Here is a 23,635-nt window from a genome sequence, read left to right as displayed (position 1 = left end):
TGTGGCCGGTCGCCTTCTGGGACGGCGACGGCAGCGGGGTGCTCGGCGCGCTGCCCACGCTCACGCCGCGGGGCGCCCGGACCGTCGGCGGTTCTCATCGGCGGCCGACGCCGGGCCCGCCCTCCGGCCGCACCCGCGCCCGGCACACCGGAGCCGCCCCCGGTGGCCCGGCGGCCGGGGCACTTCGTACACGCAGGCCGTGCCCCCGTCCGCGGCGGACGCGGGGCACGGCATTTCCGCGTTGCGGACCGTCGGGGGCGCTCAGCTGCCCGGCTCGCGATGCCCGCGGTGTTCCGCCGCGATGCCGAAGCGCCGCCGTTCGCCGGGAGCGGACACCGAGGAGCCGATCGAGGAGACCGAGCTGATCACCTGCTCCTCGGCAGCCGCGTCGTCGTTTTCGAGTCGCTCCAGGTCAGCGGCCGAAACGAGCGCCACGAGCGGCTTGCCGTGCCGCGTCACGACCACGCGCTCGCCGCCGTAGACGACACGGTTGATCAGTTCGGCGAGCTCAGCTCGGGCTTGCGTCACCGGAATCTCGTAGGCCATGCTCCCTAGCCTATGTAATGTCCGCCCGGTCTGCCGTGGTCCGTGGCGACAGCGATCATCCAGGTCAGAGGCGATCGCGTGCTCCCGTGCGCTCTCGTTTGCGAGAGATGTGGTCTCCGATCGAGACACGACCCTCACCGCGGCTGGAACTTCGAACCCCGCAACTACCTGGCCTTCTCGGCCTCGCCGCCACCCTCTGCTGCTACAACCGACTCACTCGCCTCACCACACAGGACACGGTCTTGATCAACGCTCGCTGTTCGTGGGTGGAGGCGGCCTGTCACTGAAAGCAGGGCTGCCCTCAGCTGCGCGAGGTGGCACGCAGGCGCAGGCCGACAGGTGCGAGACCTTCCAAGGTGGTGACCCGGTAGCCGGGTTCCGATCCGGGCGGCTCGCTCAAGTGGTAGCAGCGGGCGGTCTGCGCGGTCAGGAGCGTCAGCATCGCCATGGCCAGAGCGGCTCCCTCGCAGCCGTGCGGGCCGGTACCGAAGGAGAGGAATGCCCCGGGTTTCGTCGGCGAGCCCGAATCATCGAGCCAGCGCTCGGGCTGGAACCGGTCCGGATCGGAGTGTTCCCGTGCGTCGCGGTGGGCGGTGTAGGGGCAGATGAGCACGGTGGACCCGGCGTCGATGGTGAAGTCGGCGAGCTGAGTCTGTCGCCCGACGCGCCGGGTCAGTAGCCAGCTCGGGGGGTACAGGCGGAGCACCTCGCGTACCAGTGCCTGGGTGTATTGCAGGCTGTCGAGGTGGGTGCTGGTCGTCGCGGCCGGGTCCGCGGGCAGCAAGGCGGCTTCGGCCGCGACGCGGCCCGCTGCCTGGGGGTATCGGGCCAGGTGGAGCAGAATCCATCCGGCTGCCCGGGAGGGTGTCTCGAAGGTGGCGACGGTGATTCCGGGGAGAGGGTCGAGTATGGCCTCTTCCGGCAGCAGGCCATAGCGGGAGGACGGCCGGAGCATCTGTCCCAGCACGTCGTCACCGAGCCGGCCCGATGAACGGCGCCGGCGGACGATGGGCCGCAAAGCGTCGACGAAGGCGACTTGCTGCCGTGTGCGGAACCGCCGTGCCGGTGTGGGGACCCAGCGCGGCCATACCCAGCGCGAGGGACATACGAGCACCTCCCGGGCCAGGAAGAGCTGTGCGGCAAAGGGCAGCAGGGTGGGAGCGTCTTCGGAGAAGAGGTAGCGCACACCGATCTCTGCCAGGGCGTGCCGGACCGGGGGCAGAATCTCGACGTCCCGGCCCGTGGGCCACTGGTCAGCAAATTGAGCGGTCCTGGGCGCCATCTCACCGATACGGGCTGCAACCGCCTGCGGGCGTAGTCCGCGCATGCGGGCGGCGTGAGTGCGCGCACGCTCCTCAGGCGTCGGTGCTCGCCGATTCAGCGGCGGGAAGAGCGGCGAGGGCGGCTTGGGGAAGTCCTGCGCGCGGTGCAGAACTGCTTCACACGGCCCGGCCGTAGCGGCTACATAGACACCCGGCTCCAATTGCCAGACGTCCCCGCACTCGGCAGCGCCACGGCGCGCCAGTGCCAGCCGGTCGCGGCTCCAGGCCGCGAAGCTGCCTCCATGCAACCGCGGCGGCTCATTCATTCGGCCCATGGGATCGCCCCTGCCTCTCGTACCTGTCCAGGCCGAAATCGTCGGCAGCACAGCCAGGAGCCGACGGGCGCTTGGGGGCTCCCGCCGGCAATGCGGTCAGACCCGGACGTCACCGCCTTACGCACCCCAGTCGTGTTCCCCGTACGCACCGTAGTGGCGGGTGAAGGACAGCTTGCCGAGCAGCTTGACGATCATGACGCACTCCTCTCACCTGTCTTCAGCATCAAACTCCATGCATTCCATTTTGCCATATATGCCATATTCAGAGCATCAGTTGTATGCATTGACATAGGTCCTGTTTCCGCATAACTACGGCCACGTGGCGAGTAGCCCTGTGCAACGTTGCGGGCTGCGGTCTCGGCGGCCCATCCGCGCCGAGCGTCGAAGCCCGCCGCGGTCTCGCCTACGTCCTGCGCGGGGGCGGCGTCGCCGTATGCCTAGCTTCCGAATACTTGCTGGTCACCAGCTTCCGGGACGCCGTTACGGTCGGAGAGGTCGCCCGTTTTGGCGAGTGGGCGATGCCGTGGCCGTCGTCGGTGACGGTGACGGTGAGCACGGCGTCGGTGCCGTCGGCACGTAGTTCCACGGTGACGGTCGAGGTGGTGTGGCGTTGGGCGTTGTCGACGAGGTTGCCCAGGACTCGAGCCAACTGGCCGCGGCTTCCCTGAACTTCGACCGGATGGTCGGGGGCGCGTACGTTCAGGATGATGCCGACACCTGCGAACCGAGGCGGAGCGCCGACTTGCCCGCCGAGCCGCCGGGACGTACCCGCTCGTGTTCGGGAAGTGCGGCTCACGCGCCGAATTGCCTCCCGCCTCGGTCGGGACGGCTTCAGTGAGGACATCCGCGGCTGGATCGCTGCCGGCCGTCGTGCGCGAACATCGCGCGCACCGACCACCACGCCGCCGGACTCCATGCACACGCCGAGACGCTGGAGAAAGCAGTCCGCCTCCGAGACGCTGCCCGGGCCGCTCGCCGACCGACCGCCCGGGACACGGCAGGGTCTGCTGCATGGTGCCTATGAGCGCGTTGGACACGCAGCACCGCGACGCTGCCGGGAGGCAGCCGGATCACAGAGAACCAACTGGGCTCTCGCACCCGGTCAAGCCGTCGGCCGCTTTTACATGGAATTGCGTGACGTCGGCTTGTCATTCCCAGCATTGTTCCTTCCCCAGCCGCTATCGACCCTGGAACGGGGGATGGTGCGTGGTACCGGCAGATGCAAGGAGGAGCGGCCGCCTCCGGTGCGGAGCAGCAGGTGCTGCATGGCTGGCTGGACCAGGCGCGGCCCGCCTGCGGTCGGCCCCGGATGCGCGGGGGCTGGACCTTTCCGAGGCGTGCCGGGTCTGTGTAAAGTGGGCGGCTGCGAAGGGGAGTAGCCCCGCAAACCGGTCGTCGACATGCTGGAGTCCTTGTGGCTCCCGGTGACCGGGCCCGTGCAGAATCTGTCGGGTGGGCGAGACCTTCGGCTCTTTGTCGACGATGTACGTACGTCGCGGGGCCGAGGTCGTACGCCGGGACTCCTACCGCGTACCCCCGATCCCGCAGTGCGGGAAAGCCGGGCGGTCAGTGTGATCCATTTCGTTTTGCTCATCGTGTGTGCGGTGGCGATCTATCTCTCGTGCGAGTGGTTCGTCAACGCGGTCGAGTGGCTGGGCCAGCGCCTCAATGTGGGGAAGATGGCGGTCGGCACGATCCTGGCCGCGTTCGGCACGGCGCTGCCCGAGTCGGTGGTGACGCTGGTCGCGGTCACCACGGGCGCCACCGAAGAGGCCAAGAACATCGGCGTCGGTGCGGCGATGGGCGGTCCGCTGGCGCTGGCCACGGTCGCTTACGGCGTGACCGGCGTGATGCTGCTCCTCAAGCGTCGCAAGGAACGCAGCCTGGTCCTGGCCACCACTGGCATGCCGGCCAGCTGCCCCGACGGGGCCGAGGCGCTGGGTGATGAGAAGGACATGAAACGGCTCGCGAAGGACCAGAAGTGGTTCCTGCCGATCTTCATCGTCAAGGTCGCACTCGGCCTGGTCGCCTTCGCCTTCAAGCCCGCCCTCGGCCTGTTGTTCTTCGGCGCCTACGCCGTCTACTTCTGGCGTGAAATCCGCAGCGGTGACGACGGCGAGGAGGACGAGGAACTGGAGCCGCTGAAGCTCCAGCCCAAGGCCGCCACCCCCGCCACCTGGGCGGTCGTGGTACAGACCCTGGCCACGTTGGCCGTGATCTTCTTCGCGTCCCAGCTGTTCGTGAAGCAGCTCGACGCGATCGGCCCGATGCTCGGCCTCTCGGCCGCGGTCACCGCGCTGCTCCTTTCACCGATCGCGACGGAGCTGCCCGAGATCATGAACGCGATCATCTGGGTCCGTCAGGGCAAGACCAAGCTCGCCCTGGCAAACATCTCCGGCGCCATGATGATCCAGGCGACCGTCCCCAGTGGACTGGGGCTGCTGTTCACCAGCTGGAAGTTCGACGGATCCCTGCTCTGGGCCGGGCTGATCACCATGGCCGCGATCGTCTACCTCCTGGTCACGATGCGCGCCCACAAACTCACCCCCGGACGGCTGGCCGTGGCGGCCCTCTTCTACGTCGTCTTCGGCCTGGGGCTCATTCCGATCCTGGCCTGACGGCCTGCCTCCATCTTTTGCCGTGGCGGCCCGGGAGGGCCGCTACGGCGTTTCCCGGACTTCGCGTCCCCATGCGTCACCCGCGCCCCCGCACACGGCGGGGGCTTCCCCCGCGCCCGGAGCCTGGCGCCCGGACGAATGCGTGATCACGACCGCCGAGCACCAGATACACAACGCCCCCGCCCAGCGACCACCTGCTCCAGAGCGCACATCAACGTCCCCGCAGGGCCGGGGTGGACGTCGTAAGCGCCCGGCGGAGCCGTCCGGTGCACGCCGTCGGCGCAGGCCCCGCACCGCAAGAAGCTGTTCCTGGCCGCCACGGCAACGGTCGTCGTGCCAGCCATCACGGCAGGGGGCGCCGTATACCTGCGGCTGTCCGGGAACATCAACACCTTCGACGGCAAGGGGCTCAGCCATCACCGCCCGCAGAAGACCCCGGGCGACGCGCAGAACATCCTGCTCATCGGATCCGACAGCAGGTCCGGCGACAACACGAAACTCGACGGCGGCAAGGATCCGGTGGGCCGCTCCGACACCACGATCCTGTTGCACGTCTACACCGACCACCGCCACGCGGTCGGCCTGTCCATCCCCCGCGACTCCCTGGTCGTCATACCGCCCTGCCTGCTCCCCGGCGGCACCTGGTCACAGACACGCACCAACGCCATGTTCAACTCCGCCTTCACCCTCGGCAGCACAACGGCCGGCAACCCCGCCTGCACCCAGAACACCGTCGAAGCACTCACCGGCCTGCGCGTCGACCACACCGTCGTCGTCAACTTCGCCGGCTTCGCCGTCATGACCGAAGCAGTCGGCGGCGTCCCCGTCTGCCTGCCCAAGGACATCCACCAGAAAGACCTCAACCCCAACCGCCCGTCATCTCGCTAACAGCCATCTTGGTGGGTGCTGGTGAGGGTTTGGAGTCTGGGCAGGTTGAGTGCCGTCGAGGGCGGTGATGGTCAGCCGGTCATAGCGTGGACCCGTTGGCGACGAACGGAGCTCTGGTGGCCTCGATACGGTGCATCTTCTGTGCGGACCCGATCACGTCGGCCGAACGGTATGCAGTGGTCACCCCGCAAGGGCACCGCGCACACCCGCGTTGTGCTGGCACCGAGCACACCATCATTACCCCACCGCCCGCGCCTGTCCGGCCTACGCCGCTCCCCAACATCGACCGCGAGTTCTGCGTCCTCTGCGAAGAGCGGATCTCGCCCCATCTGCTCACTCGGTCGGACCTCGGCCACCCGCTGCATACCCGGTGTCACCGCGCCTGGAAGGGGTATACACGCGACCCGGAGAAGGCAGCCGAGCACAGGCGAAAGATCGCCGAGGGGAAGCGGCAGCATCGAAAGTGAGTCGCTTACCTGTGCTCAGTTGGCCAGTTGAGCGGGAAGCTCATCCATCCCGGCCCGTCAGTGGCGCTCCACGCCTCCGCGGAAATGCCCCCAACGACCGCAGTGGAGGCATTGTCACTTTCAATACCTTGGCTGCTGGGCGTAGTCAGCCGACGCCGGGGAAGAGAGCTGCCCCTCTCTTACGGGCGCGAGCTTGCCAGTACGCGGATCAGCAACGTAGCCCCGCTGTTCTGTGGAGAGTGGCACCACTCGGCTGTTCGGGCTTACGAACCCCAGAGGGACGTAGCGCCCTGTCTTGGGGTCCGCCTCATACGCCAGCGGCCAGCCGGCCGCTGCGGCCTCAGTTGCAGTGTGCTCAGTATCCGCCGGGGTTGAGGCAACGACGGGAACGGCGCCTGCTGCCGTCGCTAAGACAGCGGTTGTAGCCACTATGTGATGCAGAAACTTCATGAGGACCTCGCGTCAGCGCTGGGAAGTACCCCTAAGCATAGGGGTGAAAAACCAGTGGCTTCACAGTGACCGGAGGAAGCCGCCGCACCCAATATCGGCCGAAAGCAATGATGCGATCACCTTACGTGTGGCAAGTGCCGCAGGTAAGTTCAATCGGCTTGACGACCGTGAGGGACACGGTCCGAAAGGTGGGGAATCTCCAGTGACGTTACGTGGAACGGCAGTTGCAATAAGCGCCTTCGTCGTCGGGGGTCTCCTCTCGGGTACCGCGCAGGCGTCGGCAGCGGACACGCCTGCTGCCGCGAAGCCCTTGACCTGGGTTGGGAAGCCAGTGTCCAGTGAGTCCGCGCCGGCGGGGAAGATGGCTCACTGCCAGGCCGACCCGCGGTGATGTCGAGAGTGAGCCGGACACCGCCGAGCGGGGCGCTCATCGCACTGATGATTCCCACCATGGCGGCCCGTCCACCGGTGCGCAGGCGTCGTAGGTGGAACGGGCCGTCGCTGCGCAGTTGCGGGAGTGTGGTGGCACGTCCGTTGTAGATGGCGCGGATGCCGGCGGTGGCACACACGCCGTGCGGGTGTCCGGGGGGGCCTCGGCACCGGCCGCCTGCGCGTCTGTTTCGTACAGGGCGTCAGTCCGGGTGAGTTGGGTGCCGGTGCTCATGCGGCACCCTGCGTGCGCCACCGGGTGAGGTGGCCGGTCCCCCAGTCGGCGACTTCGCGGATGCTGTCGTTCGAGATGAGGCTGGTGAAGATGACGGGCAGGTCGCCGCGTTGCTGTTTGGCATCGGCGGCCATGGTGGCGAGGTCTGCGCCGACGCGGGGGCAAGGTCGGTTGTGTTGATGACGAGGAGGTCGGAAGTGGTGATGCCGGGGCCTTCCTTACGGGGGATGGTGTCGAGTTCTTCATCCGTGACCGGGACGACCTCGTCCTTCGTGAGCTCATAGCCCTTGCCGATCCCCTCCTGTGGCACGACCTCGCCCTCGATCGAGCAGACCTTGCGCGTGCGGACCCGGCCCATGTCCTGCAGGTGGACCTGGTGGAAGCGGATGGCATGGTCTTCGGTCGCGCTGACGACCTCGATCGGGATCGTCATCTGATCTCGTGCCTGTCTTCGCAGGTCGGACGAGCGTGACTTGCCAAGGGACGTAAGGTCAGTCTCGTCAACGCAGGTCGTCGACCGAGCACCGGCTGCGGGAGCCTAGGAGCGGGCTGCGGGGTAGCAGCCGACCGCCGAGCAGTACGGCGCAGGCCACGACGGTCAGCAGCCCGCCGGCGAGGAAGGTGCCTCGCACCCCGGCAAGCTGCAGGACCAGTGCCCCGAGTGCGGCGCCAGCCGCAATGCCGGCGTTGTAGGCGCCGGAGTTGGCCGCGAGGGCGATGTCCGTGCGGCCCGGCGCGCAGTGCAGCATCTCGTTCTGGGCGACCATGAACACCGGCCCGAGCGCGCCGCCCATCAGGACCAAGAACATCACCGCCGCCACCGGATGAGTACCGACCGAGTACAGGCCGAGCATGCCCACCGTCTGCGTAGCCACGGCTGTGGGCAGCGCAAACTGCGGGAATCTGTCCAGCAACGCCCCTGTGATGCTCACCCCGACCAGACAGGCGACACCGAAAACCACGAGCAGGGCGCTGACCGTGCTCGGCGAGAACCCGCTCACGTCGCCCAGGAACTTCACGATGTACGTGTATCCCGCGAACGCCCCGCTGGCGGCCAGGGCCCCGGCCACCAGCACCGTCGCGAACCGCCGCACGTCGGGACGGGTCGCGTAGGCAGCAGGTTCTTCTTCCGGACGCGAGGTCGGAAGCAGAACGGCGATCGTCACCAGCGAGACGAGCCCCAGAGCCGCCAACATGCAGACGGGCACCTGCCAGTCGCTCTGCCGGCCCAGCCAGGTCCCGGCAGGAACACCGAGTACGAGGGCGAGCGAACCGGCGATGGACAGCGCCCCGACCACACGCCCGCGGACCTCGGGTGCGAACAGGCCCACCGCGACCGGCCCCATCACGGCCCAGAACAGCGCCTGGGCGAGCGCGGTCAACAGCCGAGCCGCAAGGAGCAGCCAGTAGGAGGTGGCCAGGGCCGCAACGACACTGGACAGGACCAGCGCGGTCAGTAGTCCTGTGAGCACATGACGTCGGGGCACGGTCCGCGTGACGTGGGCGAGTGGCAGAGAAGCCAGGGCCACCGTCACGCCATAGCCGGTGACCAGGAGGCCGACCGCTGACACTGACACCCGAAGGCTTCCAGAGATGAGCTCCAGCAGGCCGACCGGCAGGTTCTCCGCCGTGTTGAAGGTGAAGGCGGCCAGCATCAGGGCCAAGAGCACCGCTGGCCTGTGCCATGGAGACAGCTGCCGAGTGAGCCTATGGACCCTGCCTGTCGTCGCTCGTTGCTCCTGCTCCGCAGCCCCGTCCATGGAGCTACCTCACCAGGGACGCCGTTCCCGCCGCAACCGAATTCATCTGCAACAGTGGCGCTCAAATGATCAAGCATGGCCTTCAGGACCGTTCGGCCCGGTTTCGAGAGCACGCTCCGGGATCATCTGTCGCAGGCTCGTGCGGGTCGCCGCCAGGTCTCGCTCAAGCTGCGATCCGTGCCCACCGTCTACGCCCAGCAGCGGGTCCGGGCGGTGAAGTTCGCGCGCCCTGGCTGCCGCCGCTGGCCGCGCTCCGCTCCCGGCGAATATGCGGCACTTGGAGAAGGGTGAGGGCATCGCAGCAACCGGGCCTCTCGGGGCGGGCGGAGGCGGTGGTGGACGGGCGCGCCGACGGGGCTTCCGGACCGGGCCCGATGCGCGGTGCGCGGTGCGCGGTGAGAGGACCGCCGGGCGACTGAGCAGGAGCTACTCCACAGCAGACGCAGAGATCGGATTCGGCGGTGCTGTCGGTGAACTGCCCTTGGCGGCGGCTCCTGTCCCGATCCGGGGAGCCTCGCGCCGGCGCAGAGCACAAGGCAGCCGGCCTGCGCGGTCGCTGGACCGGCCACTGATCGAATCGGCTTCCTCGGGGAACGATGATCTTTCGGCAGGCTGACGAGAGGCGGAAACCTCGCCAGGTGCCGCCCCGGGTAAGGCAGGGCGGGTGTTTGGGGCTTTCACCCGGGCGCCCGTTTACGGACGCCCGGAACTGGTCCGGCTGTCCTGCCTGAACAGCGCCCACCTGTACTGGGCGGAGCACGGCTGGAGCACGGCATGCCGAGTCAACTGTCCGTCCCGGGCAGCCCAGAGCGGGCCAGCCGGAGTACGAGAGCTGAGTCGTGCACTGGACAAGCGAGAAGCTCGTCGTCACCGAGCCCGTAGCACGGCCGTCATTGGCGGGCCTGAAGCCCTCCCGGAGAGCTGGTGGGCACTGCCGGTGCACCCGGGCCGGCGTCTTCGTGATGCGATCACACCCACCCCACGTGAGGATCCAAGCACGGGCGGCGGTCCTGCCGCGTCCTCTGTCCCTGCGTGGAGACAGTGCCCTTCCAGGCGCTCCGGTCCGCAGCCCGTCCTTATAAGTTCTCGTGGTTCGCGGCACGGCCTGCATGCTGACCAGGAGATTTGCCGTTGTCTCAGGTTGACGTCCAGCTCACCAGTTTCACAGCTGTGGCATTTCCTCGCGACCTCGGTAGCGAGCCCGCACGTCGCATCCAGTTCGAGCGGCGTTGGGGTGGCCGGGGCAGCAGGCGGTGCCGGACCATACCGGCTCAGACCGCAGTGCCGTGGGACACGCTCGCTGACGCGGTGTCATCCGACACTGACGCCGCTTTTCCGGCAGATGAGTCTGCTTCCTACCGGACCCGTGATCGCAGAGGCAAGGACCGCAACGAAGCCGGAACCACGGCGCTGTGTCTCAGACATGGCCGCCGGCACGGCGCCGTTCAGCACAGCCGCCCCCGCACCAGAGAACTGAGCGTGGGCAGTGAAATCGGTTGTTCAGTGAGGGAGTTCGCCATCACAGTCTGACGGTGAATGCACTGCCGCGCGCCATCAGACGCACCCGGGGTCACACTGAGGCATGGGGTGCGCCTTGCTCGTGGCCGGGGCAGGTCGAGCGGGTGGTGTTACCGGCGAGCAGAGCGGCACGCGCGATCCTCAACTCCAGCCCATATCCGCACGGTTCTCGCCAACTGGGCGGGAACGCCCGGGGCACTGACCAGAGCGTTCTCGCTCCGACGCCACATGTCGGTCGATATGGCTTCGTCGCTGAGAATATGGCCCGGATCTTGAGGTCGTCCGCTACCTCAGGCCTCACCAGATGAGACGCCGCCACCGTGGTCGTCCGCGGGGGTGACCGAAGACCTTTCGCAACGTGGACGCGATACGCCGTGCCGACACCTGCGTCAATCTGTCCTTCCGAGACGTCCATTGCTGCGAGCGTCGGAGATGCGTCGGGACGCGGGTGGAGCGAGCATCGATTGGAGGATGAACCTACCGCGTGGCCACGCGGACTCGCGCGGGATGTACCGGACCTGAACCGGGATGAGAGGCATGGGCACAAACCAGCGTGATCCGGTGCTCCCACAGCATCGGGGCACGCTCTCCGTCGCGTTGATCGGCTCTCTCGCAGGGCAGTGTCCGCTGCCGGATCCCGCTGCGGCCCAGGAGACGGATCCCTACGAAGACGATCTCCAGTTGGCACTGTACGTCTCGTACGAGTTGCACTACCGGGGTTCGCCGGGGTGAAGCCCTCGTAGGAGTGGGACCCCTCACTGCTGACCTTGCCTGCTGCGCTGGAGAACCGCTTCCTGACCGTGCTGCGTCGAGACGCACCCGCTCGGCTCCCCGTGGACGATGTCCTGGTCGAACTGGCGGCGTACCGGAGTTCCTTGGGGTGCAGGGCACGTTGCTGCATCTGCGCGAGTACGCGATGCAGCCCCGTCCCCGTCACCCGCCTCGAACACCGCAGAGCACATATCAGGAGCCGCTGGTACCACCCGCTGAACATCGCCTGCCGGCACGGCAACCACCAGCACCGCGTCCCCGTCGCCGTCACCACCACCGCGCAGGACCGGGCGATGCGCGACAGCAACACGGGCAAACAGCTCAAGAGCGACCCCGAACGCGGCTTCCATCGCGCCGAACACCTCCAGCAGATCCCCGAACCCACCCTCGCCCACCAACTCGTCTACCCCTGGCACGCCGACTCCGAATCCGTCCACAACCAGTTCGGCCAAATCCTGTGGAACCGCCGCGTGATCGCCTACGGCCTCGACTGCCAGAAGATTTTCGTCCTCGCCTACAAGACCACCAGCCACCAGATCTTCCAGAACGACAGCAACCGCTGACGCGCTCCGCCCGACTTCCGGTCGGCACCCACCCCGGCCGGCCTCGGAGGCTGGGAGCGCACCCGATGCGGTGCATATCCACGTCATCCGCACCGGGCCCGGTCTCCGCGGTGGCGGCGGACTTTCCGGCCTGGACCAACGGACGGTTGGGACTCACCACACGGAGACCGTGGACTGGGCCGCCTCCCGCCTCTCGCCACCAGCCACCGGCCACCGGCCAAATTCCGCTACCACCAACAGGAGTTCGGCAGAGCTGGGCATCTCGACTTCACGCTCTCCGGCATCGGCGCGGCGCCGGAATCGACCTGCCCGACAGCGTTCACCGTCGACCACCCGGAAGCGCCGCAGGGCCGAAGGGCCCGGTGCCAGGATGCGCGTTCCGCCCAGCGCCCACGTTCTCTCGGCGTTGGAGGTCGGCCGGCGCGTGACGGTTGCGACCTCGGCAGGGCGGATGAGGCTCTCGGCGGGACCAACTGCACCCCGCCGTTCGCCGACGCTGTCGCCCCCACGCACACCTGACCGGCCATGCAGCCAGTGGGCCTAACTTCCGTAGAAGAAAGCGACGTGCAGGCGTGTCCATCCGGCTCGGGACACCTCACGGTGGACCATAGCCTCGGAACCAGATTGGTTCGAATTCGCACGACATGTAGCGGTTCAAAGCGCCGACACGGGCACCCGCTTAGCGAACGCCCTGATCAGAGGCGTACGGGCGCCGGGTGGGCACACCGCCGCCGGACTCGCTGCTGCCGTGACAGCGGCTGAGGACATGCCGGAACAACATCGGAAGTGAGGTCCACCAGGCATGGGATGGAAGAAGGACTACCCGGAATCCGAGTGGCCGAAGTGGAAGAAGGACGGCCCCGACCTGCAGGCGGGCGCGAAGTGCACCTGCGACGGTGGTGCGTGGCAGACGGCGTTCTGGACATCCGGCAAGACGAGGCCGGGCGAGGGGGATCCGAACAACAACGGCTGGCGGCTCGTCGACGAGATCTACGACGACCCGGACAACAAGTCCGCCCTCCCGCCGTTCACCGGTGCGTCAAACGTGGTGGCGTACCTTCCGACCTGGCGCGAAGCGGAGTACCTGAAGAACACCGAGCAGTTCAAGTACATGACGCACGGTGTGATCAGCTTCGTCGAGGTCGGCGAGAAGAAGGACGGCACCCTGAAGGCCGAGTCCGTCAAGGCCGTGGAGACGACGCTGGCAGCGTTCGACAAGCCGGCGCGGAATCTGGGCGTGAAATTGATGTTCGCGCTCGGTGGCGCCAACGATCTCGCGTTCAACCAGCTGATGGGGATCGGTGGGAAGGACCCCAAGAACCCGGCGTTCCTCAAGCTCGCTGAGGAGGTCGTGACGTTCTGCAAGGACAAGAAGTTCGACGGCATCGATCTCGACCTCGAATGCTGGTGGGCGATGGACGGGAAGGGGGACCAGGGTGGGCGGAAGCACGAGGACGGTCCGGATCCGGCTGGAAAGGGGTTGGTGGAGTTCGCGAGGAAGCTCCGCGAACTCGGCGGCAAGGACCTGGTGCTTTCGGCGGCGGTGATGGCGACCTCGTGGTACGGCAGCGACTACGACGGCGCCGGTCTGGCCCAGTACTGCGACTGGATCGGGGTCATGACCTACGACTTCACGGGGTCGTGGGACACGTCCCCCGCGGGGCCGCACACGCTCACCTACCGGTGTCCGCCCGACAAGGCGGCGGAGCTGTACAAGGACGATCAGCAGGGCAAGTGGCCGAACCCGAGGAGTGCGGCGGACCCGGCCGCCGACAACCCGATCCTGAGCGTGGAGGACTCCCTCTGGTACTGGACGTTCAAGCCGTACTCCAACTGGCAGGGCAAGGGGCAGGGAGCGCCGCGGGCGAAGTTCGGCGTCGGGGTGCCCGTCTACGGCTACGACTTCTCCTACGCGAAGGACAAGGATCCAAAGACAGGAGACGTGCCCCCCGGGTACAAGGTCCTCCGATGGTCCGAGATCCTGAAGGACTTCCCGGAAGCCGCGTCGAAGAACCCGCCGAACATCAAGGTGGACGGGGCGACTGCGCGTCCGAAGTTCGTCCACGAGTCGGGCGAGTACCCGTACAAGCACAACATCTGGTACGAGACCCCGGCGACGGCAACGGAAAAGGTCAAGTTCGCGCGGGAACTCGGCCTCGTCACGATCATCGCGTGGGAAGCCTCCAACGACGTACGGGACAAGAACTCGATCCTGAAGGCGGTGTATGCGGCGTCGGGGAACCCGCCGAAGGACAAGACCGGCGCGAAGTCGCCGGTCGGGCACGCGTAGCGCCCTGAACACGCCGAACCTGGAATTGGCCTGACCCCGGCGGCTGTGGTCCGTCCCGCACGGACCACAGCCGCCGCCGTGATCCGATGGGAAGCCGACGATGAACGATGCTTCGCCCGACCGCGCGGGCATGCCGGAAGGATGCAGTGAACTGGGGCGGATCCTCGGGCTGGACGGTCCGGTGCCCGAAGGCGCATGGACGGCCGCCCTGGCGGACGAGGACTACGCCCGCGCCCTGTTGACCTGCCGCGACCCCACTCAACTGCAGCATCTCCTCAGGTGTCCCCCACCCACCCCGGGCGGCGACCTGTCGTCGGCGGCGCTGATCGCGCACAGCGCGAAGGCTCTGGCCCGCTGGAGCCGCACCGGGTTCGTGGAGGTGGACAAGGAGACCCGACGCCGACGCCTCACCGCCTGCGGGCACTGCCCCTATCTGCGGCCCGGCCCCCAGGGCAAGGGCACCGCCTTGCTCCAGACGGTGGCCGGCATCGGGGTCCGGGACAAGTCCGTGTGCGGTCTGTGCGGCTGCCTTCTGGCACGCAAGGCACGCCTCCCCTCGGAGAGCTGCCCCGCCCCGCACCCGACCGAGCCCGGTCTCACCCGCTGGGGGGAACCGACTCCCGTCGTCGCTCAGGCTTCCCCGCAGACCGTCGAGCCAGCGAGGAAGCAGGGCAAGGACAAGAGCAAGCCCGATTCTTGACGGGCCGCAGGGCGGGATTCTCAACGCTCCTGCCGGGCTGTGCCGGTGAGGTGGGTGATGGCCTGACGCCAGGTGCCGGCGTGCACGGGCAACGCGCCCAGCGACGCCGCCAGCATGTCCACCGAGCCGGCGGTGGTCGGGCGGGCGATCCAGTTCGTGACCTGGGCCAGGAGCCGGGATCTGGACAGCGGACCCGGCCGTTCGAGCGCCTGCGTCAGGACGCCGGCCACCGGGGACTCCACGGACGCGCCGTCAGGGGAACGGGACGACAGCACCAGCCCGCCGCCGGAGTCGCGGCGCACGGTACTGAACGGCTCCAGACACACCCGCCAACCGCTGCGCCCCAGCCGGGTTCCGTGAGTGACCAGGTCCGTCACCCAGTTGCGGGGGAACAGGACGGCCTCGCCGCCCTCGTGGACCGCAGCTCCGGCCAGCAGCCTCAGCCCGGTCGGCCCGGACGGCGCGTAGCCCGCCAGGACGACCCCCAGGGACGTACGCAGGGCCTCCGAGCTGCGGGCCCGCGCAAGGAGCTCGCCGCCGCGGAAGAGCAGGAACATCGAACCGGGCCGCTCCACCGTCAACGTCACCGGCGTGTACCCCGGCTCGTTCCCGCCGCCTGTCACGGGCTGGACCGCCTCCAGCGCCTCGGTGCCGCGAACGGCGATCCCCACCCTGCGTCCACCGACCCGCGCGGTCACCAGCGTGTCCACCGGCTGCGCGGCGACGTTCACCGAGCAGGTGGTGGGCGCCTCCATCACCGTCACGTCCGGATCGGCTCCGCTGAGTTCGGTGAACGCGGCACTGACCTCAAGGAATCCCAGCCGGCTCCGTGCCGGGCGGCCCGGGGTGCGCAGCAGTGCCGACGGCGTGCCGGCCTTCGCCCCTGCCGCACGGCCCATTTCGCCCAGCCACGCCCGCATCCGGTGGTCCGGTGGGATGCCCAAGATGGTCTCGCGCTCGTCCTCGACCAGTAGGACGCTCGCATCCAGATCGCGCAGTACCGCGGCGTTCGCCGCCAGGTCGGCGGACAGCTGGGTACAGAACCCGCAGGACTTCCCCATAGCCACCGTCAGAACCGGGCGCTGAGCGTTCTCCTCGTCCGCGCGGACCCGCAGGTCTTCGAGGCCAGTCCCCGCTGCAGCCGCACCGTTGTCATCTGCGACGAGCCCGGCCGCCCGCCAGTCGTCGAGACACCGGGCGTACTGCTCCCTGTGTTCGACGGTCGGCGGGCGGCCGGCAAGGTACTTCAGGGCGGCGGGGCTGACGAACGCTGCGATGGGCCGTGCCGTGTCCAGCAGGACCCCGCCCTCGCCCAGATTGGCCACCACCACCCCGTGGGGGTGCGTCACTTCACGCACGTGTTCTTCTCGAGGTCGCAGTGGAGACCCGCACAACACTGGTTGTCGCGGTCGCACGGTTCATTGATGCCATGACAGGCCGTCGGGGCGATGTGCAGTTCGGTGAAGATCTTCTCGATCTCCGCAACGGTGTCGCTGTCCATGGGACGAACGCCCGTAACTTCGGTGTTATGTGTCCATATGCCCAAGCTAGGACCGTCGGGCAGGGACCGCAAACGCACCGCCCGTCTGCGGGGTCGACCACGGAGAGTGCCCCTGACCAGCAAGAACGCCGGTTGCGACCGTCCATGACAGCCCCGGTAAGAGGCCGCCTTTTCGGATGGGGATCGAGGCGCGCTCGAGTGACCCGGGCGCCCTTCACACAAGCATCTCTGCATCCGCACCGGCGGTGGCACGACCAGCGGCGGAGGTATCGGCCCGCCGTTGATCGTCGGACAGATCGCGCCCTCGCAGCGGATCCAGTTCCCGCCGGGGACCCGTTCGAAGACCCGTTCTTCGGAGTGAAGTGCCGGGCGTGGTTCTGGCCTGGCACAACCGGTACGGCACCCTGCAGCTGGCGGTGTGCCGGGTCTGCTTCGGGCAGGACTGCCGGGGTGCGAGCCGGTGGGCCGGCCGCCTCGGGAGCCTCGGTTCTGCCGGTGTTTTTGCTGGTCGAGGTGTTCGGGGATGGTGTGCCGGATGCCGCATCGTCGCGCCGCATCCGGGCGACGTCGCGTGGGGATCGCGCCTTGTGGTTGCATCTCGGTGGAAAGCCGCTTACTTCGTCACAGCGTTCAACGCGTTCACGATCCCCACACCGTAGAACCCGTTGTGGTTCTTCAACCCCTTGCACACGGCGTCGATCTTGCCGTCGGAGTCGATGTCGTACGGGTCCGTGCACGGCGTGGCGTCGGCCTGGGAGTACAGCAGGGCCTTCACCTGGCCGGCGGTGGCGTGCGGGTGCGTCGACTTGATGAGGGCGGCCACCCCCGCGACGTGCGGGGACGCCATCGACGTGCCCGCCTTGTAGGCCCACGTGCCGCCGGGCAGCGTGCCGAGGATCCGACCATCGGTGGCCGGCGGTGCCGGGGGCTGGTAGGGGGAAGAGTCGCCACCGGGCGCGGCGACGTCGATGACGTTCAGACCGTAGTTGGAGAACGACGACTTGATGCCCTTCGCACCGGTCGCGGAAACGGTCACCACACCGGGCAGCTGGGCCGGTATGTCCAAGCACTTGTGCGGGTCGATTACCCGGTCGACCGGCGTGCCGTCGTTCGGGGAGGCGGGGTCGGTGATGGAGTCCGCGTCCAGGTCGTGACTCTCGTTGCCCGCGGCCGCGACGTTGACCGTGCCCTCGCGCTCCGCGTACTGCGAGGCCCGGGTGGCGGCGTCGACGAGCGCCTGCTGGTCGGCGTCGTCAAGGCAGTCGAAGTTCCAGGGGTCGGTGTAGTAGCTGCTGTTGGTGACGTCCACATGGTGCTCGGCCGCCCAGACGAAGCCGCAGACCACGGCCTCGGTGTAGACGTAGTCCTCCGGGTCGGACACCTTGATGCCGGCAACCTGCACGCCGGGTGCGACGCCGGTCATGCCGATGCCGTTCTTGGCGGCCGCGATCTCACCCGCGACATGCGTGCCGTGAGCGCTCCCCGACGACGCGCCCGGCCGCCAGGCCCCGTCGGCGGTGTTCGGCTTGCCCGACACGCAGTTGACGGACGCCTCGCGGTTGAAGTTCGGCGCGAGGTCGGGGTGGGTGTCGTCCACGCCGGTGTCGATGACGGCGACCGTGACGTCGTGGCTGCCGAGGGTCTTCTTGTGTGCCTTGTCCGCCTTGATGGCACGCATGTCCCACTGCAACGACTCCAGCGGGTCCTGGCCTTCGGCGGCCTGGGAGTTCGTGACCTCCTTGGCACTGAGCACCTTCGTCGTACCGATGTCGGTCGTCGACTGCGCGACAAGGGGCGCGGTGCGGGTGGCTCCGGCCGACTGCACTCCAGGAACCTTACGGATGGTCCGGGCGAAGTCGGGGTTCGAGGAGTGGACGACGATCACGCCGACCTGGTCGTACGCGATGAGGATCGTGCCGCCCGCGTCGGCGATGGCCTTCTTCACCATCGTGGACGGGCCTCGTCCGGTGGCGACGTTGACGATGTAGCTGAGGGAGGTCGCGTCGGCCGACGTGGCCGACGTGGCCGCCTCGGCCGCCGACGCCGTGACGTTGGGCAGGAAGGCGAGGGCGGTCGCCATGACCATCCCCAGCGGGGATGTGACAAGACGACGGGAGCGTGTGCGCGGCGCTGCCATAGAGATCTCCAGTTGGTTCGCGGTACGGGTGGTATGACGCGTGCGGAGGCTCAACAGGTTGACCGACGGGGTCACTTGACCGCCCAGGCGGCGTTGACGGTGCCGAAGCCGTATAGCCCGTTCACGCGCTTGCCGCCCGTGCAGGTCGCGTCCACGACCCCGTCACCGTTGGAGCCGTAGGGGTTCTTCGGCCTCGGGGAACATCGGTACAGCGGTTAACCTCCGCTGTTCAGCGGAATTCACTGCTCTGACGCCCCGATAGCAGAAAGGCCACCCGTGACCTGCAAGGATGCGATTGCTTAGCCTCGATCCACCGGGTGATGGTTCGTCCAGTTCCTGGACATGAAAGTGGAGATGCACTCTGACCTTGGAAAATGGGAGTTCTCCAAGGGCTGTCCCGTAATCCCTGGTGGATCAGCGTGCGGCGTCAGATGCGGTGCATCGCAAGGCGGAGGGGGACGCCCTCATACTGGATGTATTCGGGCGTTCCGACAACGCGGCGAGGTGCCGTAGCTGTCGTCGCACGCCCGCCAGGGATTACGGGACAGCCCTGAGGCTTCTGCTCGACCAATTCGGAGGTGCATCTCCGGAATGCATTCCTCCACGCAGCAACGTGCGGTGTCCGCTGTGTTCGATGACCCGAACCTGGTCGCGCATGCCGGACTCGTCCCGGTGATTCGGCTGGCCGAACGGCACCCCGCTTCCACGCCGCACAGGTTGAAGATCAAGTCAGCGAATCTGATCGGTGGGTGCCAGTCCTGACTCCCAGGCCCAGGCGGCGATGCCGACCCGGTTACGGACATCCAACTTGCGTTGGAGGCTGGCCACATGGGACTTGACGGTGGCGAGCGAGATGAACAGTTCCTCGCCGATGTCGGTGTTGGACAGACCTCCGGCCACCAGCGTCGCGACCTCCTCCTCGCGCGGCGTCAGCGGCTCGGGGGGCGGTCTCCCCTCCCCGAGGACCGGTGGGACGAGCCGGTGCAGCATGCGCGCGGTGATCTGGGGGCTGATGAGGGCGTCACCGGACATCGCCGCACGCACCGCTTCGACCAGCAGCGTTGGTCCGGAGCGTTTCAGCAGGAAACCCGAGGCTCCGGCGCGGAGTGCGGTGTGTACGTACGCGTCGAGGTCGAAGGTGGTGACCACGATGACCCGGAGGGGCGGGTCCGTGCCGGGTCCGGCGAGCCGCCGAGTCAGTTCCAGGCCGTCGAGACCCGGCATCCGGATGTCCGCGAGGATCACGTCAGGACGGAGCCTCAGGGCAGCGTCCAGCGCGGTGACACCGTCTGCCGCCTCGCCGATCACGGTCATGTCGGGTTGGGCGTCCAGGACGAGGCGGAATCCGGCGCGGATGGTCTCCTGATCGTCCGCCAGCAGAACCCGGATGGTGCCAGTGCCGCTCATGCGACGGTCTCCTCGGGTGCCGTGTGCCGGGCGGCGGCCGTACGCTCGTGCCGGCCGCTGGTCGGTGCCGCGTTGCCGGGCAGCGGGAGCATAGCCGCGACCTGCCAGCCCGCGGTCCCGTGCTGCCCCGCAGTCAGCGTGCCGCCGAGAGCCTCGGCACGGTCGGTGAGGCCCGCCAGTCCGAGGCCGCCCCGCGAGCGCTCCGGAAGCGGGGAGGCCCGATCGGCAGCCCGGGCTCCGGCCCCGGCCTCAGCCGTATCGGTGACAGTGAGATGGAGGGCCGTACCGCCGCCGTACGGAACCCGCCGGGCGGCGATGCGGACGGTGACGGCAGCGGGAGCGTGGCGGCGTACGTTGGTGAGGGATTCCACCACGATGCGGTATCCGGTCGCGCTGACCTGTGCGGGCAAGCCTTCCAGTACACCGGCGGGCACATCGAGCTGGGCCGGAACGGTGCCGGTGCGGGTGAACCGGGCTGCCAGGGCGGGCAGTTCACCGAGGTCTCGCTGACGGTCGTGGGTACGCGCGGCGCACTCCGCGCGGGGCGGCCGTCCGGACGGCTCGGCGGAGGTGTCGCCCGAACCGGCAGCATCCCCTTCACGGTCCCGGTCCTCCTGCGCGTTGAGCGTCCAGACCGTGCGGTCCATCGCGGCCAGCGCCTGCATACCCGCTTCCTCTATCTGCGGCAGCAACCCCACGGCCCGTTCGGGGTCCTCGCGTGCCAGGAGCTGAGCGGCCTGGACGAGGACCACCACGCCCATGACGTCGTGCGACGCGAAGTCGTGCAGATCACGGGCCACTTCGAGAAGCTGCTCACGACGCTGGTCCGCGAGCGCCTGGAGCCTCCTTGAGTCCTGGCCGCGCAAATACCCGCCCAGCGCCGCGGCGCCCGCCGCCAGCAGGGACCAGAACAGGCACAGCACGCCGATCTCCGCCGCTGCCGCGGGCGGCGTCAGATGCAGGCCGATCCGCAGCGGCAGCACCACGACCGCCGCGCCGTGCACCATGGCGCATGCGATCTCCCCGGCCCGCCCGTTCATCCGGCGCACCGTCGGCACCAGAAGAGCGAGCAGCGCGCAGGTCTCCGCGGCCCACCACCAGCCCGTGGCGTTGACAACCGGCCCTTGGAAGCAGGCCGTCAACACCAGGGAGGCAGCGGCAGCGAGCCACGGCCGCCGCCGGGCCGCGGGAGGCAGCGGCAGGCGGGCCGCCGTCGCCACTGCCGCGCCGGCCGTCACCAGACCCACGGCGACGATCGCGACGCCCGCGGTGGACGCGGTCGCGCACGCGGCGGTGGCCAGGCCCAGCAGCAGGAGTCCGCCGAAGACGCGCAGGATGGGCAGGTGTCGATCGTTCATGAGCATCGACTCTATGAGACACGGCGGTTCGCCCGGATGGCGCCCCGGGACCGGGATCAGTCCCGCTCGGTCCACCACGGCCGGGTTCCGGACAGGCTTCGCAGCGCGTTGGTCGCGCAGTGCACCTCTCCGCCGACGGTGCCGAGGTGGTGCGAGTAGGCCCAGTCCTCCACCCAGTGAATCCGGGTGCCCGTGCCGCTCAGGGCCTTCTCGGCCGCCCGCTCGAAGACGTCCTGGCCGTCGGCGTCCGGGGCGTGCTGGCGTGGCGCCAGGTAGACCCCGGTGCCGGTGCTCACGCCGTTGGCCGCGCCGGGCAGGTAGTTGGCAACCACGTCCCGGCGCGGATACCCGGCGGGCACGTCGAGCCGGTTGAAGAGAGCGGGCACACGGACGACATGGCGTTCCGTCAGCCCCGCCTGCTCGCGAAGGGTGCGCAGAGCGGAGTCGATGCCCTTTCGGGCGATCTCCGTGCCCCGGGTCAGTGAGGGCTTGCGCAACGCGTCGGCGACCGTGAGACCGGGATCCTCGGTGTCCTGCGGAGCAATCCCGCGGACCAGCGGCTCCCCGCCCCGACCGCGCTCCACGAGATCTTCCAGCAGTTTCCGTCCCAGTTCGGGGTCGGCGACAACGGCCACCCAGCCCTGGTCGTTCCTGGCCGGGACGAAGGACAGGAACTCGTCGATGTGACCGACCCCCAGCCAGCTGCTGTCCACCACGATCGGCCGCTGGTAGCCCTGCGCGTCGAGCATCCGGACGAAGGAGGCGTCCGGGGATTCCTTGCCTCCCGTACCACCGTAGATGACCCGGCCCACCGGGTAACGGTGGCCTCGCCAGGTGTACGGCGGGATGGTTCCGAAGTTCCCGGTGGAGCTGAACGAACCGTAGTACAAGCTGTCGTCGCTGCCGACGCGCCGGGGATCGTACTGCTGAATCACTCCCGTGCCGGGACCGCGGAGCAGCGGGAACACGCTCCGCGAGGCGTCCCTGAGCGGGAAGTCGCGTGTGGCCGTGCCGGGCATCACGTCTGCGGACCGCATGATGACGGTGACGCGGTGTTCCCGGCCGCCCGGCGCGGGGATGGACGCGTAGGCGGTCTTGAACAGGTCCTGCATCCAGACATCGCCGCCGGTGGGGTAATTGTACAGCGGGGCGGGCAACCCGGCCCGGTCGAGACCGCGTCGCAGATCGCGGCGGAACGCGGCTTCCCCCGGTTTCACGGGCCGTGGCTGCACGGCGGGGTCGTAGTGCTTGCCGCGCTCCACCTCGGCCGGCTCGGTGCTGTGATCAGCCGTCATCATGTGCTGTATCGGCATCAGGTCGTGCTGGAACACGAGCGGCGCGACCCGTAGTCGTACCCGGTCCTCGGTCATGGCGCCCTCGCGTCCCACCTTGAGAACGATGTCGGTGAAGCCCGCCCACTTCTGGGGGTCGCGTACGAAATCCGTGGCCTCCACGCCCAGCCGGATGCCGTGGCGCAGTTCGTCGGTGGTCAGCCGGTCGTCGGGCCTCAGCAGGACCATGCGGCCACGGCGCTCGGCGAAGATCCGGACATGCTTCCGGGAGGCCGGGTCGGCAGCGACGGTGGCGGTGGTGCCGGCCATGGCGCGCGAGGCGGCGGTGATGTGCACCGGCGCGAGGTCCGCGAGGTCGGCAGGGCCGTTGACCACGGTGTCCGTGGCATCGTTGCAGTCCGCCAGGCGCTTGTCGGGCAACCGCGCCTCTCCGGGGCCCTCGGTGGGGCAACGCCGCCGGTCGTCGTCCACGTTGGGCAGCATCAGCGCACCGCGGTGGCGGGTCCAGGTGTCCTTGCCGGAGTCGTCGTCCGGAGTGATCAGGCCGTCCCTGTTCGTATCCGCTCGGATCACCGGCCCGGGAGGCGCGGCGTGCGCCGGTTGTACCGGGAACGTCCCGGTCACGACCGTGAGGAGAGCAGTTCCCAGTGCACCCACGCTCACGGGCAAAAGGCGGCAGCGCCGGTGGCGCGGGCGCCCGGCAGCGCGGGATCCGGAGGCGGTGGCCGAGAGGGCCAACAGTGTTTCGTCGTCCATGGCCCCACCCTCGGCCACGGACCGTGGACGGGGCATCCACCCGATGGCTGGTTCCCGTGCGGGAGGCGACGGCCGTCTCATCCTTTCGGCGGATCGGCCGACCGGGACGTGCGCGGACCCGGCGGTGCTTCCGGGCCTCGAATGACGAGCGCGGCCCGGATTACTACCAGGACCTCTGCTTCGACGCCTGATACCGGCACATCACCCCGTCCACGGCCTCACTCGCCGCACTGACCGCCATCCGTGCCCAGGAACTGCCAAAGAGGGCAGAGCCCTTGGACGAACCCGCCTGATCGCCCTGTCCGTCGCGGAGATCTGCCGCCTGATCGGACTGCTCCTCCGCTTGCAGCTG

Annotated in this window: 16 protein-coding genes and 1 pseudogene; 6 read left to right on the top strand and 11 right to left on the bottom strand. The window is 68.5% G+C overall.

The window, feature by feature from the left end:
* Positions 1-261: 261 nt before the first annotated feature.
* The 3 genes from ACFVT1_RS26570 to ACFVT1_RS26560 form a co-directional block, all read right to left on the bottom strand.
* Positions 262-546 carry a type II toxin-antitoxin system Phd/YefM family antitoxin gene (locus ACFVT1_RS26570; RefSeq protein ID WP_389799875.1) on the bottom strand — a complete coding sequence of 95 codons (285 nt, stop codon included), beginning with the start codon at positions 544-546 and terminating at the stop codon, positions 262-264.
* 301 nt (positions 547-847) lie between these two features.
* Positions 848-1,873, bottom strand: coding sequence for a cytochrome P450 (locus ACFVT1_RS26565; RefSeq protein ID WP_389799873.1), 1,026 nt, complete (start codon positions 1,871-1,873; stop codon positions 848-850).
* A gap of 673 nt (positions 1,874-2,546) precedes the next feature.
* Positions 2,547-2,939 (bottom strand): sensor histidine kinase, encoded by a 393-nt coding sequence (locus tag ACFVT1_RS26560; RefSeq protein WP_389799871.1) that lies wholly within the window; start codon positions 2,937-2,939, stop codon positions 2,547-2,549.
* Between the two features lie 775 nt (positions 2,940-3,714).
* On the opposite strand from ACFVT1_RS26560, the gene ACFVT1_RS26555 reads away from it, so the two are divergent.
* Both ACFVT1_RS26555 and ACFVT1_RS26550 read left to right on the top strand, forming a co-directional pair.
* Positions 3,715-4,761 (top strand): sodium:calcium antiporter, encoded by a 1,047-nt coding sequence (locus tag ACFVT1_RS26555; RefSeq protein ID WP_389799868.1) that lies wholly within the window; start codon positions 3,715-3,717, stop codon positions 4,759-4,761.
* Between the two features lie 333 nt (positions 4,762-5,094).
* Positions 5,095-5,649, top strand: coding sequence for an LCP family protein (locus ACFVT1_RS26550; RefSeq protein ID WP_389799866.1), 555 nt, complete (start codon positions 5,095-5,097; stop codon positions 5,647-5,649).
* A 1,804-nt stretch (positions 5,650-7,453) separates the two neighbouring features.
* On the opposite strand, the pseudogene ACFVT1_RS26545 reads toward ACFVT1_RS26550, so the two are convergent.
* A pseudogene (locus ACFVT1_RS26545) lies at positions 7,454-7,663 on the bottom strand (Ku protein); the annotation flags it as partial.
* Positions 7,664-7,730: 67 nt separating this feature from the next.
* The gene (locus tag ACFVT1_RS26540; protein WP_389800169.1) at positions 7,731-8,885 is read right to left on the bottom strand and encodes an MFS transporter; all 1,155 of its coding nucleotides are present in this window, start codon (positions 8,883-8,885) and stop codon (positions 7,731-7,733) included.
* A 2,160-nt stretch (positions 8,886-11,045) separates the two neighbouring features.
* Here ACFVT1_RS26540 and ACFVT1_RS26535 point away from each other — a divergent pair.
* The 4 genes from ACFVT1_RS26535 (at position 11,046) to ACFVT1_RS26520 (ending at position 14,832) form a co-directional block, all read left to right on the top strand.
* Positions 11,046-11,240: a hypothetical protein gene (locus ACFVT1_RS26535; RefSeq protein ID WP_389799864.1), complete on the top strand. Its 195-nt coding sequence runs from the start codon at positions 11,046-11,048 to the stop codon at positions 11,238-11,240.
* Positions 11,241-11,275: 35 nt separating this feature from the next.
* Positions 11,276-11,842 carry a hypothetical protein gene (locus ACFVT1_RS26530; RefSeq protein WP_389799862.1) on the top strand — a complete coding sequence of 189 codons (567 nt, stop codon included), beginning with the start codon at positions 11,276-11,278 and terminating at the stop codon, positions 11,840-11,842.
* Between the two features lie 802 nt (positions 11,843-12,644).
* Complete coding sequence (locus ACFVT1_RS26525; protein ID WP_389799860.1) at positions 12,645-14,132, top strand: glycoside hydrolase family 18 protein; 1,488 nt, start codon at positions 12,645-12,647, stop codon at positions 14,130-14,132.
* Positions 14,133-14,232: 100 nt separating this feature from the next.
* Complete coding sequence (locus ACFVT1_RS26520) at positions 14,233-14,832, top strand: hypothetical protein (protein WP_389799857.1); 600 nt, start codon at positions 14,233-14,235, stop codon at positions 14,830-14,832.
* Between the two features lie 20 nt (positions 14,833-14,852).
* Here ACFVT1_RS26520 and ACFVT1_RS26515 read toward each other — a convergent pair whose 3' ends face one another.
* The 6 genes from ACFVT1_RS26515 to ACFVT1_RS26490 form a co-directional block, all read right to left on the bottom strand.
* Positions 14,853-16,190: a hypothetical protein gene (locus tag ACFVT1_RS26515; protein ID WP_389799855.1), complete on the bottom strand. Its 1,338-nt coding sequence runs from the start codon at positions 16,188-16,190 to the stop codon at positions 14,853-14,855.
* Positions 16,178-16,333, bottom strand: a complete 156-nt coding sequence (locus ACFVT1_RS26510; RefSeq protein WP_389799852.1) for a hypothetical protein — start codon at positions 16,331-16,333, stop codon at positions 16,178-16,180. Before ACFVT1_RS26510 ends, ACFVT1_RS26515 begins: the two co-directional genes overlap by 13 nt.
* Positions 16,334-16,946: 613 nt before the next feature.
* The gene (locus ACFVT1_RS26505) at positions 16,947-18,470 is read right to left on the bottom strand and encodes a S8 family serine peptidase (RefSeq protein ID WP_389799850.1); all 1,524 of its coding nucleotides are present in this window, start codon (positions 18,468-18,470) and stop codon (positions 16,947-16,949) included.
* Positions 18,471-19,199: 729 nt separating this feature from the next.
* A complete protein-coding gene (locus ACFVT1_RS26500) occupies positions 19,200-19,877 on the bottom strand; it encodes a response regulator (protein ID WP_389799848.1) in 678 nt (225 codons plus the stop codon).
* Entirely contained in the window at positions 19,874-21,235 is a 1,362-nt protein-coding gene (locus tag ACFVT1_RS26495) for a sensor histidine kinase (protein ID WP_389799846.1), read from the bottom strand. Before ACFVT1_RS26495 ends, ACFVT1_RS26500 begins: the two co-directional genes overlap by 4 nt.
* A 56-nt stretch (positions 21,236-21,291) precedes the next feature.
* Entirely contained in the window at positions 21,292-23,151 is a 1,860-nt protein-coding gene (locus ACFVT1_RS26490; RefSeq protein ID WP_389799845.1) for a protein-arginine deiminase family protein, read from the bottom strand.
* Positions 23,152-23,635 lie beyond the last annotated feature (484 nt).

Origin of the sequence: Streptomyces sp. NPDC057963, assembly GCF_042887155.1 — a bacterium.
Lineage (GTDB): Bacteria > Actinomycetota > Actinomycetes > Streptomycetales > Streptomycetaceae > Streptomyces.
The sequence above is the reverse complement of the archived record's forward strand: the minus strand, read 5'-3'. Positions and strand labels throughout refer to the sequence as shown.

Bases quoted from the DNA above. Each gene is read 5' to 3' on its own strand.
- ACFVT1_RS26570 (WP_389799875.1), bottom strand. From the start codon at position 546: ATGGCCTACGAGATTCCGGTGACGCAAGCCCGAGCTGAGCTCGCCGAA.
- ACFVT1_RS26565 (WP_389799873.1), bottom strand. From the start codon at position 1,873: ATGCGCGGACTACGCCCGCAGGCGGTTGCAGCCCGTATCGGTGAGATG.
- ACFVT1_RS26540 (WP_389800169.1), bottom strand. From the start codon at position 8,885: ATGCTGGCCGCCTTCACCTTCAACACGGCGGAGAACCTGCCGGTCGGC.
- ACFVT1_RS26535 (WP_389799864.1), top strand. From the start codon at position 11,046: ATGGGCACAAACCAGCGTGATCCGGTGCTCCCACAGCATCGGGGCACG.
- ACFVT1_RS26525 (WP_389799860.1), top strand. From the start codon at position 12,645: ATGGGATGGAAGAAGGACTACCCGGAATCCGAGTGGCCGAAGTGGAAG.
- ACFVT1_RS26520 (WP_389799857.1), top strand. From the start codon at position 14,233: ATGAACGATGCTTCGCCCGACCGCGCGGGCATGCCGGAAGGATGCAGT.
- ACFVT1_RS26510 (WP_389799852.1), bottom strand. From the start codon at position 16,333: ATGGACAGCGACACCGTTGCGGAGATCGAGAAGATCTTCACCGAACTG.
- ACFVT1_RS26505 (WP_389799850.1), bottom strand. From the start codon at position 18,470: ATGGCAGCGCCGCGCACACGCTCCCGTCGTCTTGTCACATCCCCGCTG.
- ACFVT1_RS26500 (WP_389799848.1), bottom strand. From the start codon at position 19,877: ATGAGCGGCACTGGCACCATCCGGGTTCTGCTGGCGGACGATCAGGAG.
- ACFVT1_RS26495 (WP_389799846.1), bottom strand. From the start codon at position 21,235: ATGAACGATCGACACCTGCCCATCCTGCGCGTCTTCGGCGGACTCCTG.